Annotated in this window: 11 protein-coding genes and 1 pseudogene; 5 read left to right on the top strand and 7 right to left on the bottom strand. The window is 56.3% G+C overall.

Annotation, left to right across the window (positions count from 1 at the left end; translation table 11 throughout):
* The first annotated feature begins 3 nt into the window (after positions 1 to 3).
* The 5 genes from MUN84_RS11635 to MUN84_RS11615 all read left to right on the top strand — a co-directional run bounded on the left by MUN84_RS11635 (position 4) and on the right by MUN84_RS11615 (position 8,531).
* The gene (locus MUN84_RS11635; protein WP_244694258.1) at positions 4 to 1,071 is read left to right on the top strand and encodes a 7TM diverse intracellular signaling domain-containing protein; all 1,068 of its coding nucleotides are present in this window, start codon (positions 4 to 6) and stop codon (positions 1,069 to 1,071) included.
* A 745-nt stretch (positions 1,072 to 1,816) separates the two neighbouring features.
* A complete protein-coding gene (locus tag MUN84_RS11630) occupies positions 1,817 to 5,017 on the top strand; it encodes a SusC/RagA family TonB-linked outer membrane protein (protein ID WP_244694257.1) in 3,201 nt (1,066 codons plus the stop codon).
* A gap of 27 nt (positions 5,018 to 5,044) precedes the next feature.
* Positions 5,045 to 6,589 (top strand): RagB/SusD family nutrient uptake outer membrane protein, encoded by a 1,545-nt coding sequence (locus tag MUN84_RS11625; RefSeq protein ID WP_244694256.1) that lies wholly within the window; start codon positions 5,045 to 5,047, stop codon positions 6,587 to 6,589.
* Between the two features lie 36 nt (positions 6,590 to 6,625).
* Positions 6,626 to 7,459 (top strand): PKD domain-containing protein, encoded by an 834-nt coding sequence (locus MUN84_RS11620; RefSeq protein WP_244694255.1) that lies wholly within the window; start codon positions 6,626 to 6,628, stop codon positions 7,457 to 7,459.
* 193 nt (positions 7,460 to 7,652) lie between these two features.
* Complete coding sequence (locus tag MUN84_RS11615) at positions 7,653 to 8,531, top strand: family 16 glycosylhydrolase (RefSeq protein WP_244694254.1); 879 nt, start codon at positions 7,653 to 7,655, stop codon at positions 8,529 to 8,531.
* Between the two features lie 198 nt (positions 8,532 to 8,729).
* On the opposite strand, the pseudogene MUN84_RS11610 reads toward MUN84_RS11615, so the two are convergent.
* The 7 genes and pseudogenes from MUN84_RS11610 to MUN84_RS11580 all read right to left on the bottom strand — a co-directional run bounded on the left by MUN84_RS11610 (position 8,730) and on the right by MUN84_RS11580 (position 16,281).
* Positions 8,730 to 9,919, bottom strand: a pseudogene (locus MUN84_RS11610) (class I SAM-dependent rRNA methyltransferase).
* Between the two features lie 162 nt (positions 9,920 to 10,081).
* A complete protein-coding gene (locus MUN84_RS11605; protein ID WP_244694253.1) occupies positions 10,082 to 10,417 on the bottom strand; it encodes a hypothetical protein in 336 nt (111 codons plus the stop codon).
* Positions 10,418 to 10,693: 276 nt separating this feature from the next.
* Positions 10,694 to 11,161: an SRPBCC family protein gene (locus MUN84_RS11600; protein WP_244694252.1), complete on the bottom strand. Its 468-nt coding sequence runs from the start codon at positions 11,159 to 11,161 to the stop codon at positions 10,694 to 10,696.
* A 140-nt stretch (positions 11,162 to 11,301) separates the two neighbouring features.
* Positions 11,302 to 11,877, bottom strand: coding sequence for a T9SS type A sorting domain-containing protein (locus MUN84_RS11595; RefSeq protein WP_244694251.1), 576 nt, complete (start codon positions 11,875 to 11,877; stop codon positions 11,302 to 11,304).
* A gap of 199 nt (positions 11,878 to 12,076) precedes the next feature.
* Positions 12,077 to 12,748 (bottom strand): hypothetical protein, encoded by a 672-nt coding sequence (locus tag MUN84_RS11590; RefSeq protein ID WP_244694250.1) that lies wholly within the window; start codon positions 12,746 to 12,748, stop codon positions 12,077 to 12,079.
* A 26-nt stretch (positions 12,749 to 12,774) separates the two neighbouring features.
* Positions 12,775 to 12,993 carry a hypothetical protein gene (locus MUN84_RS11585; protein WP_244694249.1) on the bottom strand — a complete coding sequence of 73 codons (219 nt, stop codon included), beginning with the start codon at positions 12,991 to 12,993 and terminating at the stop codon, positions 12,775 to 12,777.
* A gap of 402 nt (positions 12,994 to 13,395) precedes the next feature.
* On the bottom strand, positions 13,396 to 16,281 hold the full coding sequence (locus MUN84_RS11580) for a DEAD/DEAH box helicase (protein WP_317238908.1): 2,886 nt from the start codon (positions 16,279 to 16,281) through the stop codon (positions 13,396 to 13,398).
* Between the last annotated feature and the right edge of the window lie 317 nt (positions 16,282 to 16,598).

Below are 16,598 nucleotides of genomic sequence, written 5' to 3'. Positions count from 1 at the left end.
CGTATGGTTGAATTCGGGGTGGGGATTTTGGTTTTACCTGCTACCCTACTGCATGATTTACTACGCGGCCTACCGCGTGTGGCAGCGGGGCAGCGTACGGCTCGGTTCTTTCTGCTGGCTCACGCCCTGGTTGCCATCAGCGTTGGCTTCCTGATTCTGCGCAAACTGGGTATTAACACCTTCACGACTACGGCCACGGTATACAGCATGAACGTGGCCTTCGTCATTGAGGTCGTCGTGCTGTCGTATGCTCTCGGCGAAAAAATCAAGAGCATCAAGGATGCTACTATCCGGGCCCAGGGCAAGCTGGTAAAGCAGCTGCGTAAAAAGCACGAGGTGCAGGAGCAACTGGTTGAGCAGCTGCAGCATAATCAGGACCTCAAGGACCAGCTGAACTCAGAGCTGGAAAGCCTGGTAGCGCAGCGTACCGATGAGCTGCGCCAGCAAAGCGACACGATTGCCGCCCAAAACCGGGAGCTGCTCCAGGCCAACGGTTTGCTTGCCTTGCAATCGGCGGCTATTGAGAAGCTCAACACGGACTTGCAGCGCGACCTGCAGGAAGCCAAAACGGCTCGAGTGCTTTCCAAGGAGGTGAACTTCGGCGAATTCAGCCAAATCTACCCTGACAAGGACGCCTGCTTGGTGTACCTAGCCAACCTCAAGTGGGCCGATGGCTACCAGTGCCGCAAGTGTGGGCACGAGAAGTACTGTGACGGCCGGGAGCCTCATTCGCGCCGTTGTACCAAATGCCGCTACGTGGAGTCAGCTACGGCTTATACCTTGCTGCAAAAGTGTAAGTTCTCGATTATCAAGGCTTTCTACGCAGTATTTCTGATCTATACGCATAAAGGCAACTACTCGTCCCAGGAGCTTTCCCGGGTGTTAGATCTGCGCCAAGGGACCTGCTGGAGCTTCAGCCAGAAGGTGCTGGAAGCCATGCGCCGGCGGCGCCACGCCCCCGATTTCGATGAAAACGAAGGGTGGACCCACGTGCTGCTCGATGCCACGGGTACTGAAACAGAAGATGCAGTAATGGGTGTTGGGGAAGAGGCCTCTTCCACTCGGGGCTAATGCGCAGGTGATTCGTTCTAGTGTTTTTGAAGAGCAGGAGGCGGGTAGAAATCATACCGTAGCCTCTTGCTCAAACCTGCTACCGTATTGCAGCTACAAGTAAGGGCCCACTAACTCGAGCTAGTTTAGCGCAGTATCGTCCAATGAAATCTAGTAACTATAGTATATAGTCAGCTTTTAAGACTGCAAGAGTTATTCCGTAAGTGAATACTCACCCGCCATGAAAAGCGAAAAAAGTTGATCAAAACGCCTGTTTTTTTGATTGTTTTTTACGTGGTGCAGCGCCTATAATAAAAGCCTGAACTGGTTGCTATAAGGCCTATACTACCCAAGTTAGCGTGTGCTGTAAGTGTATAATATAATTGTGCGTTAAGGTGAAAATGCCTTTTCATGGCATTTTGAGGGGGTTTTGGTATTGCTTTTCCGAAACACGGTCGGATATATTTGGGCATTCCGCATAGCCCTTGGCGGCAGTTTAAGTCAGGTCAGCAGCTTTAGGGCAACCTATTAGGGTGCTCTTTGAACTCGACTTATCCGTGCGGCTTCACTTTCCTGATTTTAATTACCCCTTGCTCTTTTCCGGCGCTGATACGCCGGCTGACCCCGCTCCGGTTCGCTTTTTTCGAACCGCTACTTCAGGTGCACACAGCTTAAGTAACAACTTCCAGGTAGCCACTCCTTCCCAGGGCTCGGCAATGTAGGAGACAACTACCCTGTATTTACTTCCCTCAATTCCCACACATCAATGAACCAACACCTCTACCCTCAGGCGCTGCTGCGCCGGGCTTTGTGGCTTACGGCGTGCGGCCTGCCTGCCCTTCCCACCCTGGCGGCAGCTCCCGCCTCTCCCGATGGGCTTCCGGCCCCCGCCACCAACCGGAACCTTCTGGCCGATGTGCCGGTGTCTGGCCGAATCACTCAGAGCAACGGTGACCCGTTGCCAGGGGTAACGGTCATCGTGAAGGGTACCACTATTGGGGCTACTACCGATGCCGATGGCCGCTTCTCCCTGAACGCCCCAGAAAACTCTACCCTAGTCGTGAGCTACGTAGGGTTTGCTCGGAAAGAGGTGCCTATTACAGGCGCGTCCTCATCCGTTAACGTAACCCTAACGGAAGACACCCGGGCCCTCAGCGAGGTAGTAGTAGTAGGCTACGGTACCCAGGAGCGCGGCAGCGTAACGGGTGCTATTTCATCGGTTAGCAACCAGGAAATAACTCGCCAGCCCGTGTCTGACGTTACTCAGGCTATTCAGGGCAAAGTGTCGGGCGTTACTATTACCTCTAACGGGGGGGCCCCGGGTGGGGCCGCTGGTACGTCGGTGCGGGTGCGTGGTATAACGTCGGCAGGTAATAACAAGCCGCTGTATGTGGTAGACGGTTTTCCGCTGCCTGATGGTGACCCCAACAGTGAAAATCAACTCAATGCCATCAGCCCGAACGACATTGAAACGATTGACATCCTGAAGGACGCTTCGGCCACGGCTATTTACGGGGTACGGGCCGCCAACGGGGTAGTAATTATTACCACGAAGCGAGGCAAAGCTGGGAAAGCAACCGTGAACCTGGACGTGTATCGCGGGATACAAACCGTTGCGCGCAAGCTTGATCTGCTGAACGCCGAGGAGTATGCTACCATCAATAACGAGTCGCTGATTGCGGCCGGTAAGCCGATTGCGGTAAAGAAGTTACGCAACCCCGCGGCCTTGGCTGACTCCATCGGTGAAGGCACTGACTGGCAGGATCTGCTATTCCGCCGCGCCAAAATTCAGAATTATTCACTTTCGGCCACTGGCGGCAGCGAAAAGGCTCGTTATGCCCTGTCAGGTACCTATTTCCAACAGGATGGTATCATTGTGGGCAGCAATTTTGAGCGGTTCACGATACGGGCTAACGGCGATGTGCAGATCAATAAAGTGTTCAAAGTTGGCAACAGCATTTCTCTAACTCACATCAATGACCGACAGGTTACGACCAACAACGGCGAGTACGGAACCGTGCAACAAATGCTGCGCATACCGCCTAGCGTGCAGGCGTATCGGCCGGATGGCTACTGGTTTCAGCCGGATGGGGTTTCGGATAACTTTACGGAGGAAAACCCTCTGGCCGCTGCTCAGCGAACCAACCAGAAATTTACCCGAAACCGGGCTATTACTACGTTTTTCGCCGAACTGGAACCGCTTAAAGGGTTGCGCTTCCGCACCAACGTTGGGGTGGACTTCATCTTCGATAACTTCAATAGCTTCTCGCCCCGCGCCCCCGAGCTAGCCGGCTACACTACGCGTCCGGCCTACCTTACGGCGGGTGCCTCCGCTACTTCCAGCTACGCGCCTACGTATCTGATTGAAAATACGGCTACCTATGATCGTCTGTTTGCTGATAAGCACCAAGTAACCCTGCTGCTGGGGCAGTCTGCCCAGGAGTTCAACTATAGCAATGTAGAGGCCTACCGTACGCAGTACCTGCGCAACGACCTCCAGACAATCAACGCGGGGCCTCTGAACACGCTGGTGAGAAATGCGGGTACCGTTGACACCCGTCGGCGCCTAGCAAGCCTCTTTGGCCGCCTGAACTACGAATTTGCGGGTAAGTACATCCTCCAGGCCGTGGTACGGCGTGATGGTTCCTCGCGCTTTGACACAGGCCGGAAATACGGCATCTTTCCCGGAGCCTCGGTGGGCTGGCGCATTTCGGAAGAAGATTTCCTGAAAGGTAATAGCCGCATCAGCAACCTAAAGCTACGGGCCGGTTACGGCCGGGTAGGCAACGAGCTGAACGCCGGACGCTACGCCTACCTATATACTATCAACCTCGGAGCTAATTACCCCTTCGGGCCCGACGGAACCATCAACGCAGGCGCGGCGCCAACTCGCCTGCGTAACGACGAGTTGCGCTGGGAAAACAACGACCAAACCAACTTAGGCCTGGATGTGGGTTTTCTAGACAACCGCTTTGAGGCTACCATTGACCTTTACAAGCGTAACTCGCCTAACCTGATTGCTCCTGTGCCGCCCTCTTTGGTGTCTGGCACATATGAATCGGTAAACCGCAACGCTGCCTCCGCCTACAACAAGGGTATCGACTTCGGCTTTACCTCGCATAACTTCACGGGGTCCGGCCAAGGCTTCAATTGGACGACAATCTTAAACGTATCAGCGTATAAAACGCGCCTGGAATCACTCGGAGCGGGCATACCCTACAACGGGCCAAGCTATCTGAGCGGTGCCATCGTGCGCTACGACGTAAACCAAGCCTTTGGCTCCTTTTATGGCTTTGTGGCCGACGGCCTAATCCAGACTCAGGAAGAGCTAGATGCTCTCAATAAGCGCGCCACGGAGCTTAACGGTGGCAAAGAAGCCTTCTACGTCGATCGTGCGACGGCTCCCGGCGACATCAAATTTCGGGACGTAAACGGAGACGGAGTTATCACCGATTCCGACCGGACGTTCATTGGTAATCCCAACCCGAACTTTACGTTTGGTATTACCAACAACTTGAACTTCAAAAACTTTGACCTGAGCTTCTTCATCCAGGGTGTACAGGGCAACGACGTGTACAACCTTAATCGCTACATCACGGAAAGCGCCTTGTACAGTACCACTAACGGTACTACCCGCATCCTTAACCGCTGGACCGGACCCTACACCAGCAATGATGTACCGCGCGCTATCAACGGCGACCCCAACCGAAACTTGCGGGTTTCTACCCACTACATTGAGGACGGCTCCTACGTGCGTCTTAAGAATCTAACCCTCGGCTACACATTGCCTCAGAGCATTATGAGCCGCATTTCGGCCACGCAAATTCGCGTGTATGTCACGGCGCAGAACCTAGCCACACTAACTAAATACAGTGGCTACGACCCAGAGGTAAGCGCCAGCGGCGTCGACTTAGGTATCTATCCTCAGGCGCGTGTGTTCATGGGCGGCCTGAACATCGGGTTCTAATCCTTTCTACTCCCACCCCACGTAATCATGACCATCTCAAAATTTACTTGTGGCGCCTTTCTGCTCTCGTTAGGATTATTCACGAGTTGCACGGAGAAGTTTCTGGAAGAGGCACCCGCCGACCAGGTAACGGATGCTAACTTTTATAAAACTCAGCAAGATGCCATCCAGGCTGTAACGGCTGCCTACAGCGAATTGACCAAAGAAGGCCAGTACAATCAGGCCTTGTGGGCCTTCGACATGATGGCTGATATATCAGTTTCGGGCGGCGACGACGGAAACGATGCTGTAGAGTATAAACAACTAGAAGCCTTCAGCATTCCCTCAACCAACGCAGTGGCTAACCGCTTATGGGGCGGGTGCTTCATTGGTATTCAGCGGGCTAACCTGGTGTTGCAGAAGGTGCCAGACATTCCAGGTATGGACCCTGACATCCAAAAGCGTTGTCTGGGCGAAGCACAATTCCTGCGGGCCAAGTACTATTTTGACCTTGTGCGAGTGTACGGCGATGTGCCCCTGTTCACGGCCCCGCCCTCTGGACCAGAGGCAGTAAACATTCCGCGTACTCCGGCGGCCGACGTGTACAAGCAAATTGAAAAGGATCTGACCGATGCCATCGGCAACCTGCAACCTTCCTACAGCGGCGCCGACTTAGGGCGGGCCACTAAATGGGCTGCTACTGGTCTGCTGGCCAAGGTGTACATCACGCAAGGCAAGAAAGCGGAAGCCGCTCAACGGGCTCTAGAGGTAATTAAGGGCTCAAATAAGACCTTGTGGGCTGACTATGCCGACAATTTCAAGGTGGCCAACGAGAACCGTAATGATAAAGAGTCGCTTTTTGAAGTACAGTACGTGAATGGCCGTAACGAGTACGACCGCAACAACGTCGGCTCGGCCATGAACGAGTTCTTCGGACCGCGGGGAGAAAACCAAACGCCTGGTAGCGGATACGGCTTTAATGTACCAGAGCCTGATTTTGTTAACGGCTACGAGGCGGGTGACACCCGCCGGGCAGCCACCGTTTGGTCGCCTGGTGATCTATACCCAGATGGAAGCAAAAAAACTGCCCGGCAAACTGGTTCCCCGTTTGGCTACAGCTGCAAAAAGTGGTTCGTGGGCAAGGTAAATACTAACATCTGGGATTCGCCCCTCAACGTACCAGTGTTGCGCTTAGCCGAGATGTACCTGATTCTAGCAGAAGCAGTTGGGCCAACGGCTGGCCCTGATGGCGGCTTAGAAGCCATTAACAAAGTACGACGCCGCGCCTTCGGCCTTGACGTAAATACACCCTCACCAGCCCGCGACCTAACCGCCACTACCCCTGATTTCACGGGAGCTGTTCTGCGGGAACGGAAGTACGAATTAGCCTTTGAGTTCGACCGGTGGTTTGACCTAAAACGCTACCATGGCACTCAATACGGTCTGATACCGGTAATGACAGCCCAGGCTGCTTACCTGCGCACGCTAGGTATAACCCAGCGCGGCATCCCAACCGAGAGAAACCTAGTGCTGCCCATTCCGCAGTCGGAGCTGGATGCTAACCCTGGCCTGACTCAAAATCCTGGCTATTAATTCTTTATTTGCGAACGACTACAACCTGATTTTACAATGAAAAATGTTCGAAATAAAGCAGTCTGGTTTCTGCTAAGCAGTTCACTGGTAGTAGCATCCTGTGATAAAGATGATACCGGCGAGTTGGCTGGTAACGTTCCACAGCCGTCCTTCACAGCTAGCACTCCCAGATCCATAGGCTTGACCACGGAAGTAATCTTCACCAGCACCGGTCCTGAAGCATTTCTCTACCAGTGGGACTTCGGTGACGGCACAGTGGCTACGGGCAAAACAGTGACGCACATTTATAAAAAAAGCGGTACTGTAAAAGCCCAGCTAATTGCTTCCTACCGCGAAGGGACGGGCCTCTCGGAAGTAAAAGATGTAGTGCTGCCTCAGAATGTGGCCTTTGTAAAACAGTTGCTAACAGGCACCACGGGCACCAAAATCTGGATGCTGGATAATACGGCAGATGCTCCCATTATCGTAGGCACCGAAAAAAATCCTGCAGAGTATTACGCAGGCGGCAAAGCCGGCACCTTGCCCGCTTGCCAGGCCGATGATGAGTTTACCTTTACTAGCGCGGATGTTTTTACTTATAACGCTAAAGCCGAAACATATGTGGCGGCAACCCCGGCTACGGCTACCTCTCCGGCCGTACCCGCTGCCTGCGGTGCGCCTCGGTCAGGCAACTCCGATTTTACGTTTGGACCGGCTGTGGGCGATGGATTTGCCATGCTTGAGTTCAAAAAAGCAGGTACGTTTATCGGCGTAACAGATGCACCAGACCTAACCTACCGCATCATTGATATTACAGCTGATCGTATGATTTTGCGAGCAGGTAAACCAAACGGTACAGTATTCCAGATGAAGCTAGTAGCTAAACCATAACTGCTTACTCTTTTTCATCAACTATCTTGAAGTGAGAAAAGTCCTCCTGTCTAGTACTCAAAGTCTACGGTTTAGGGCCTGCATAATGCTGGCCCTGGGCCTAACTTTCTGTACCGAAGTTAAGCCTAAAGATATACCAGCGCCTATTCCCATAGTCAACGAGGAGAAGCGAGAGTATGACCAGTACACTGAATTGAAATGGAGTGATGAGTTTAACACCTTAGCTCTTGATCAAAGTAAGTGGGTGCTGGAGCAGGGCGGTGGCGGTTGGGGCAACAACGAGCTGCAGAACTACACCAGCTCCCCCGATAACGCCTTTATCAATAGCAGTGGCAACCTCGTCATTAAGGCAATCAAGCAGCAGTTGGGGAGCAACGCCTACACCTCTGCCCGCCTGATAACCAAGGGCAAGCAGAACTTCCAGTACGGCCGCATTGATGTGCGCGCCAAAATACCTAAGGGTAAGGGCGTGTGGCCTGCCATTTGGATGCTTGGGGCCGACATCGATCAGAACAACTGGCCGAAATGTGGAGAAATCGACATCATGGAATTGCGCGGCAGTCGGCCCATGGAGTTGATTTCCACTATGCACTACGCCAACAGCACGGGCGCATACGAGTACATAGGCACCACGGAAAAGCTCACGGTTGATTTGTCAGCCGACTTCCATACCTATAGCGTAGTCCGGAGCAAGAACATGACCCGGTTCTACTTGGATGGTAGCGCGGAGCCGTACTACACCTTCACGGGCACTAGCGCCAACCCCTTTCCATTCAATAATCCGTTTTTCCTGATTCTAAATGTGGCCGTGGGGGCAACTTCGACGGCAACCCGGACGGCACGGCTACCTTCCCCCAGCAAATGGAAGTCGATTACGTTCGCTATTTCCAGTACAAGTAAGAAAAGCCAGCGCCGTGGTCAGCCTCTGGGGGTGGGAAACGAACCAGGTATGACCCGGCTTCCGGGAAACTTCCCGCTGGCCCGGGTGGGGGTGGTGCTCAGTTGTGGTTTTCTGAGCGCTGCCACCCCCGGAAACCGGAACGCATACGCCATTCAGCCTTTTGCTGGGTAGAGTGATTAATCCGCCTTACCTGATTCAGCCTTTTTGAGCCGAATTGGTACTTCCGGGGCCGGTCCGCCTGTTAGGGGTGCGGGCCGGCCTTTGGATTTTAGTAGGGCTGAAAACAGTAGTAGCCCGCTGGGTTTTGCACTTGCCTGAAATCAGGTAAGCGCTAGGTCCGGCGGGCTACTGCGTTGATGCAGGAGGTAGTTATTCTACGGCTAGCACCAAGCCTTTCAGGTACTCACCTTCGGGATGGAAAAGGCTCACGGGGTGGTCAGCGGGCTGAGTGAGGCGGTGCAGGATGCGGGCCGGCCGGCCAGCCTCAATGGCGGCGGCCAGTACGGCTCCCTCGAATAACTCCATGCTGACCACCTGCGAGCAACTGAAGGTAAAGAGCAGCCCACCCGGGGCAATCTGCCGAATGCCGGCCGCGTTCAGGCGCTTGTAGCCCATCAGGGCATTGTGGCGGGCGGAAAGGTGCTTGGCAAAAGCGGGCGGGTCCAACACAATCAGGTCGTAGTGGTTGTGGCGGTCTTTCAGGAAGCTGAACACGTCTTGGGCGTAGGCCTCGTGCCGGTCTTGGTGGCCTGTGAGGGAGGCGTTGCGTTCCGTTAGCTCAATGGCTTTCTTGCTGGAATCCACGGAGTGCACCAGCTCAGCCCCGGCCATGAGGGCATAGGAGCTAAAGCCCCCGGTGTAGCAGAACGTGTTGAGCACCCGCCGGCCGGGAGCGTAGCGTGCTAGCAGGCTGCGGTTGTCGCGCTGGTCAATGAAAAAGCCCGTTTTTTGGCCCGTCTCCCAATCAACAGCAAACGGATGACCATTCTCCTGCACTACGTGCTCAGCACCGTTGCTCCCCCGAAAAGGTACCCGTTCTGGGCGTCGGGAGCCGCCTTGGTAGGTACGGTTTCCGCACTCTTGTCATAGATGGCCCGCAAGCCGGGAATAACCCCCTGTAAGGCCTGGGCAATAAGCGGCCGGGCCTTGTACATGCCGGCACTGTGCGCCTGAACCACGGCTACGTCGCCGTACACATCAATGATGAGGCCGGGGAGGCCGTCACCCTCGGCGTGGGCCAGGCGATACACGTTGGTGGTGCCCTGCCCCGTGAGGCCCAGGCCCTGCCGCAGCTGATAGGCATTGCGCAATCTGTTTTCCCAGAAAGCGGCATCAGGAAGCTGAGCATCAGGACCAAAGGCGAGCATACGCACGGCAATGGAACCGGGAGCGTAGTGGCCCACGCCCAGCAGCTCGCCGTTCGAGGCGTGCACCGCTACCACTTCCCCCTCCACAACTTCGCCCTGCATCCGGCCGATGGCTCCGGAAAACACCCAAGGGTGCAGGCGACGGAGGGATTGGTCTTTACCGGGCTTGAGCGTGACGGCGGCGGAGTTCATAAAGGCAAATTCAAGAAATGGACTGCAAAGGTAACCTAACCCGCCGAGGATACGCGACCAGCCTGCCCTACCGCTGCCGAATACCTGCGCGGCACCGAGAACTATCTGATAGTTCCATCTGCGTAGCGTACTAAAGTTACGCGACCAATGATGCCCGCTAGCTTAGGCAAACGGGTCGAGGTAGGCAACGAGCACCGCCAGGGCAGCCAGCCCCGCCAGAATGGCCCACACCGGCCCTCCCCAGATAAGCAGGCCCAGCAATGCCAGCGGCAGCACCACCAAGCCCAGCACGCCCAGCACGGTAGTGCCCAGCCCTACCTCCGTGCCGTGCGCAGGCGCGGCCACCCGCCGAACCTTCTGAATTGATGTCGTTTTCGAGGGCAGGCGTATCCCGGCACGCGCGGCCTGGGCATACATGTTGCGAAGCTGGGGCGGGCGCCGCGCCACCAAGCCCCGGACCAGCCGCAGCTTGGTGGCCTGCTTGGGAGCCAGACGCACGGGCGCTGACACGGTTGTTTCAGGGGTGCTGCTGGCAAGGCCGCCGGCTTGGGCACAAGGTGAGCTGAGTGGCTAGGAGGCTGAAACAAATAGGCCGGCTGAGCGCTCCGGCAGCTGGCAGCTACACTGAAAAGCACCAGCAATGTCAAGAGCTTCCGAAGGCGCTTGGTGGCAGCGGATAAAAACGGGGTCATGCAGTCAGGATAAGTTGCGTCAGGACAGAAACAGGGTCCGCAGACTTATACGGGCCGCGCCCGGCGGTGGCGCTTTCAGTGGTTACTTGCGTGGCAACCTCAGGCTGGGCCGGCCAAAGTAGCGCCGGTATATGGGGCGTCGCCAGGCAAATTGGGCCCACATGGCGGGGTACAGCAGGGTGTCCAGGGGCCGGAAGCCAGTTTGATATTCCAAGTCCTCTATAATATACGTGCCGCCGTCTGGGGCTGGCTGTAGCAGATGGCGGTGCCGCCAAAACCGGAGCGGCGGCGGAAGCACCTGACCCTCATCCACAAAGTAATACGTACCGTCGGGGCTAATGCCGTGGTCGGTAATCAAAGAGGTCCAGGGGTAGCGAAGCGGCCCGGCGCCCAGTTCAATGTGCACCTCGTCGCCGCGGTGGCACCCATCAAAGCGGAGCAGCCGAAACGGTGGAAACGGCGGAGCCAGGGCCAGGAACAGGTCACGGGTGAAGCCCTGCCATACTTGGGCTGGCGCGGCCGCCACGTGGGTGCGTAGAATGAGGTGCATGCCTGACATACCTCATACCCAGGAGCTTTGTTTCTGACACCGGTTCGGCGTGGCTTCATCCTCCTTGTTAGCCCCATAAAAATACTACCCCGCCGCGGCGAAGCTACGGCGGGGTAGTCGGGGGTAAGCGGGGCAAACTGTTACTCAACAACCAGCCGTTGAGCTGTTTCTCCCACTCGAATGATGTAAACTCCGGCTACTAGCCCACTTAGGTTTACTGTGGCTTGAGTGGCGCGGGCAGGCAGCAACTGCCGGCGTACTACGCGGCCTAGTCCATCGAGCACTACTAGGGGATGGGCCTGGGGCTGGGCCTCAACCCACGTCAGGCTTACGTGGTGGCGGGCTGGGTTTGGAAGCAGGGCCAGGGAGGCGACTATTCGCTTCGAGGTAGTGGCAGTGGTTAGCCCCATTAGCTTAGCAATAAAGGCCGAACCGGCGCTGTTCAGGCTAAGGCTACCGAAAGTAGCCGGGGAACTGTTCAGGTTGCCGCCTACCACGGCATTGCCGCTGCCATCGAGGGTGAGGGCGTTGGTGTAGTCGTCGCCGACGCCCCCGGCGCGCAAGGCCAGGTTCCAGACCCCCGCGCTGCTGAGGCGGCCAACCAAAATATCGAAGGTTGCGCCCGTGGGATCGGCGTTGGGCAGGGCAATGGTACCAAACGTAGAGGTAGCGCCCTGGAACAACCCGCCCACGCTGGCACTGCCGTTGCCATCCACGGCCAGCGCATTGGCATAGTCGTTACTTGCGCCCCGGCGCGGGCAGCCATGGTCCAGGCATTGGCGCTGCTGAGGCGGGCCACGAAGATGTCGGAGGTATTGCCGCTGTTGTCGGCGTTGGCAAGCGAGGTAGCCCCGAAGCTTACGGCCGGGCTAGCGAAGTTGCCCGCCACGTAGGCGTTGCCGCTGGCATCCAGGCCTACCCCCGGGCGTAGTCGTTGCCTGGTCCGCCGGCTTGCAGGGCCTGGGTCCAGGTGCCGGCGCTGCTTAGCCGGGCCACGTACATGTCGCTGCTGTATTGGCCAGGGTTGGCGTTGTTCAGGACCGTGCTGCCAAACGTAACGGTAGCGCGGGCGAAGTGACCGGCCACAACGGCGTTGCCACCCGCATCCAGGGCCAGGGCCTGCACAAAATCGTCGCCGGCGCCGCCACCCCGCACGGCCTGGCTCCAGTCGCCGGCGCCACTTAAGCGGGCCACAAACACGTCGTTGCTGCGGTCGGTGTTGCCGTTGGTTAAGGTAGTCGAGCCGAAGCTGGCTGTGTTGCTAGAAAAGTTGCCGGCTACCACGGCTGCCCCGCCGGCCTCTAGGGCCAAGCCTGTGGCACCGTCATTATCGGTGCCGCCCATGCGCACTGCTTGGCTCCAGGTTCCGGCGCTGCTTAGGCGTGCCACGAAGCCATCGGTTGTGTTGCCTGTATTGTCGGCGTTGGTAAGGGTAGTGCCCCCAAAAGCAGCCGTAGCTCCCTTAAACGACCCGGCCGCAACGGCATTACCCGCCCCGTCAACGGCCAGGGCCAGCGCTACATCGTCGCCGGGGCCGCCCGCCCGAACTGCCTGAGTCCAGGCACCCGCCGCGTTAAGACGCCCCACAAAAACGTCGGTTCCCCCGGCACTAGTTAGGGTAGTGGCCCTAGGGTAGTAGTACCTGAAAACAGGCCCGCTACCACGGTATTGCCAGCGGCATCTACGGCGGCGGCATAAATAACGGAGCTGCCGGTGCTGCCCGCAGCATGAGCGGCGGCCCACTGCCAGGTTTGCGCTGATAATTGGGTAGGTAGGGCCATGCCAGCCGCCAAAGCGCCAATGCGTAGCCAACGTGTAGTACTTGCAGTCATGGGTAGATGAACTAAACCGTGTGAACTACAGGTAAGATAGTGGGTAAATATTTATATTAATAATTAAAATTATGCTACTAGATAAATCGGGTAGGAACTAGCTCAACTCAATCAGCGCAGGCAGAGCATTCATGGTGAGTTAACCGACGTTCACTTAGGCATAAACCAGTGGATATAGCCACAATTGTCGCACTCGTAGCATACAGCACTGGGATTGGCCCATTCCACATCGAAAAACGTAGCCGCAGCCGAATGCAGCTGCGCAGAGCGCCGCCAAAACTGGTCGTGGCGGCAAACAACGCAGTGCAGCACGTTTCCTTTTATTTCAACTCCTACCGGCTTCGGCGCGTCGAATAATCCCATGCAAGGGTGAAATTTATAACTAAGCCTATTGCCGTATTTCTACCCCAGCAGCTCCTCAATGTCTTCCTTGGTCAGGCTCTTGATGATGGCCTCGTCGGTAGTAATCAGGTCCGTGACGAGCTGAATCTTCTTGTTTTGCAGGGCTAGGATCTTCTCCTCCACGGAGTTCTGGGTGATGAACTTGTAGGTGAACACCGTGCGCTGCTGCCCGATGCGGTGGGCGCGGTCTACGGCCTGGGCTTCCACGGCGGGGTTCCACCAGGGGTCCAGGATGAACACGTAGTCGGCGGCGGTGAGGTTCAGGCCTACCCCTCCGGCTTTCAGACTGATGAGGAACACGCGCAGCTCGTCGTTTTCCTGAAAGCGGGCTACCTCCTTATGCCGGTCGCGAGTATTGCCATCCAGGTAAGCGTATTCAATTTGCCGCTCATCCAGCGAAGCCCGCACAATATCCAGGTGCTTTACAAACTGGCTGAAGATAAGCACCTTGTGGCCTTCCGAAACCACGCTTTTCACCATCCGAATTACCTCACGCAGCTTGCCTGACTCGTGGCTGTACTCTGCGTCGGCCATGCGGGGGTGGTTGGCAATCTGGCGCAACTTGGTTAGGCCCTGCAACAGCATGAACTGGGTGCTGGCCGTGCCGTGCTCCTCAATGCTTTGCAGAATCTTGTTGCGGTAGTAGCTCTTGGTTTCCTCGTAGCAGTGCTGCTGCTCCTCGGTCATGGGGCAGTAGCTCAGGTTTTCAATTTTGTCGGGCAGCTCCCGGGCCACCTGGGCCTTGTGGCGGCGCAGGATGAAGGGCTTGATGAGCGTGTGCAGACGGCGGGTTTTGGCCTCGTCCTTGCCCTTTTCAATGGGCTTCAGAAACTCCTTGCGGAAAAAGGCTTGGGAGCCCAGCAGCCCGGGGTTGATAAACGACATCTGCGACCAAAGGTCCATGGTGCTATTTTCCACGGGCGTACCCGTCAGAATCAGGCGGTGGCGGGAGTGCAGGCCACGTACGGCCTGGGAGGTGGTGGAACCCGGGTTTTTGATGGCTTGCGACTCGTCCAGAATGACGTAGTCGAACTTGTAGGTTTTGAGCAGCTCCGCATCCAGGCGCACAATGCCGTAGGACGTCAGCACCACGTCGTAATCAGCAAACTGCTCCACGTTTTTGTCGCGGTACGTGCCGGTATAAATGAGCAGGCGCAGGGTAGGCGTGAACTTAAAGGCCTCCGTCATCCAGTTGTACACCAAGGAGGTAGGCATTACCAGCAGAGAGGCTGCACCCTTGGCAGCGCCGCTTTCCTTGCGTTGTAGCAACATGGCCAGGGTCTGCACGGTTTTGCCCAGACCCATGTCGTCGGCCAGGCAGCCGCCGAAGTGGTAGTCCTGCACGAAGTGGAGCCAGTTGTAGCCCGCTTTCTGGTAAGGCCGCAGTTCGCCTCGGAACCCAGCGGGTAGGGGCCGGTCTTCTACGGCTTCAAACTCGCGCAGCTTTTCTAGCTTCCGGCTCATCACCACGGTAGCCAGGTTGCCGTTCTGCAGGTCCGATACCAAAGCCAAGTGGTGCTTGCGCAAGGTTAGCATCTGGTGGTGCTCCTCCACGAAGGCAAACAGCTCCAGGTACTGCGTAAACCATTCCTCCGGAATAATGGCAATCTGGCCGTTGGGCAGGCGGTACTCGGGGCGCTTGTTCAGGATGTAAGGCCGCAGTTTGATGAAGGGCACGGCAAACTCCCCGAAATGCACCACGCCGTGCACGTCAAACCAGTCGTTGGATTCCGTGATGCCTACCTGCACCGTTACGGCTCCAATAAAGTAGTCTTTGCCCGAGGTAGGGCCTTGCTGCACCGTGAAGCCCAAGCGGGCCAGCTCGTCGGCGTGGTGGTGCAGCCAGCGGAAAGCCGTGGCTTTTTCCAGCACGGCCCGACCGTTGCGCACCTCCAGGGCCCGGTCGCGCAGCTCACTGATGATTTCCTGCTCCCGGTCGAGGTTGCGAATCAGGCGGTGAAAAATGTAGTTGTCTTCCTGCTTTTCCAGCTTCACGCACACGCGCTTGTTGTGGGCAGTGTGCACGGTATGGTCGCCGTAGCGGAAGCTCAAATCGAAGTGAATGTGCTCGGAAACAGCAGCTTCTGCCGTTATCTGGGTTGTGGCGGTACTACCCCGCCGGGCCGGCGCGGCCGCGCGGGTGACGGGCGCCGCTACTACGGTAGCGCCAGGCGCATCCGAGAACGTAAGCTGGGGCCGGGCCACGTAGCGCTCCGAGCGAATATCGAAGCCGCGGGCGTGCACATCAAACGATTCCACCAGGGGCGCCACAAAGCGCTGGAAGTAACTGTCTTCTACCTGCCGGGGAATTACAATGAATTTCTTGTTGAGGAAGGGCTTGATTTTTTTGCCGTCCACATCGTTGTGGAAGTTGTGAAGCACATCGTCGAGCAGCAGCCAGGCGGGCTGTTCGCAAACGATTACGGCGTTCTTGTACTGAAAGTCCAGCTTCTGGCCTTGGTACTGAATAGTAGGGAAATAATGCGTGCTATCCTCGTTGCGGCGGAAGTGAAACAGCACGGAAGCCCGCTCCGGAGCCACGCTGATTTCTCGCCACGTCGGCTCGCCATCCTTGCCCATAATGAACACCTGCTTGCCCTGGAGGCGGTCCAGAATCTGGGCCATGCGCTCCTGCACGTAGTAGCAAATGGTTTCCTGTAGGTTCTTGTCGCCTTTCTCGGCGTCGTAAATCTTCAGGAAGAAATCAGCCGGGGTAGTCTTCTTGGCCCAGAACTCCTTAATCACCGCGTCCTGCTGAATCTGGTCGGTGAGGGCAATCAGTTCAAAATCAAGCTCATCCAAGCCATCGGCAAACTCCGGGGCATTCTTAGCCGATACGGTTTGGTGCTGAAGCGTGAGCTGACCCCGCTGATTCCGCTGCACCACATACGATTCAAAGAGGTATCCTAGATACTCGTGTTCGAGCAATGAATAAACAATTTGAAAAGGCTGTGAAGTGGAAACCTTCATAGTCGACGACAATAATGCAGCGTTGAAAGTAGTAACAAATGCTAAATACCAGTTTTTTTACTAAAAAGTAAAATTAAATCAAAGAATAGTAATATTATTAAGATGAACGTATGCAAATTAGGTACCCAACCGGGCTTTGGCGTCTACGAAGGTAACAGTCTTCTCTTTTCAGAATTATAAAATCTGGCTTATGCACAACGCAAACAGGCAGCCCCATGCGGGAACTGCCTGTT

Source organism: Hymenobacter sp. 5516J-16 (genome assembly GCF_022919335.1).
In the GTDB taxonomy this organism is placed as follows: domain Bacteria; phylum Bacteroidota; class Bacteroidia; order Cytophagales; family Hymenobacteraceae; genus Hymenobacter; species Hymenobacter sublimis.
The sequence above is the reverse complement of the archived record's forward strand: the minus strand, read 5'-3'. Positions and strand labels throughout refer to the sequence as shown.

Bases quoted from the DNA above. Each gene is read 5' to 3' on its own strand.
- MUN84_RS11635 (WP_244694258.1), top strand. From the start codon at position 4: ATGGTTGAATTCGGGGTGGGGATTTTGGTTTTACCTGCTACCCTACTG.
- MUN84_RS11600 (WP_244694252.1), bottom strand. From the start codon at position 11,161: ATGCACCTCATTCTACGCACCCACGTGGCGGCCGCGCCAGCCCAAGTA.
- MUN84_RS11620 (WP_244694255.1), top strand. From the start codon at position 6,626: ATGAAAAATGTTCGAAATAAAGCAGTCTGGTTTCTGCTAAGCAGTTCA.
- MUN84_RS11625 (WP_244694256.1), top strand. From the start codon at position 5,045: ATGACCATCTCAAAATTTACTTGTGGCGCCTTTCTGCTCTCGTTAGGA.
- MUN84_RS11630 (WP_244694257.1), top strand. From the start codon at position 1,817: ATGAACCAACACCTCTACCCTCAGGCGCTGCTGCGCCGGGCTTTGTGG.
- MUN84_RS11585 (WP_244694249.1), bottom strand. From the start codon at position 12,993: ATGACTGCAAGTACTACACGTTGGCTACGCATTGGCGCTTTGGCGGCT.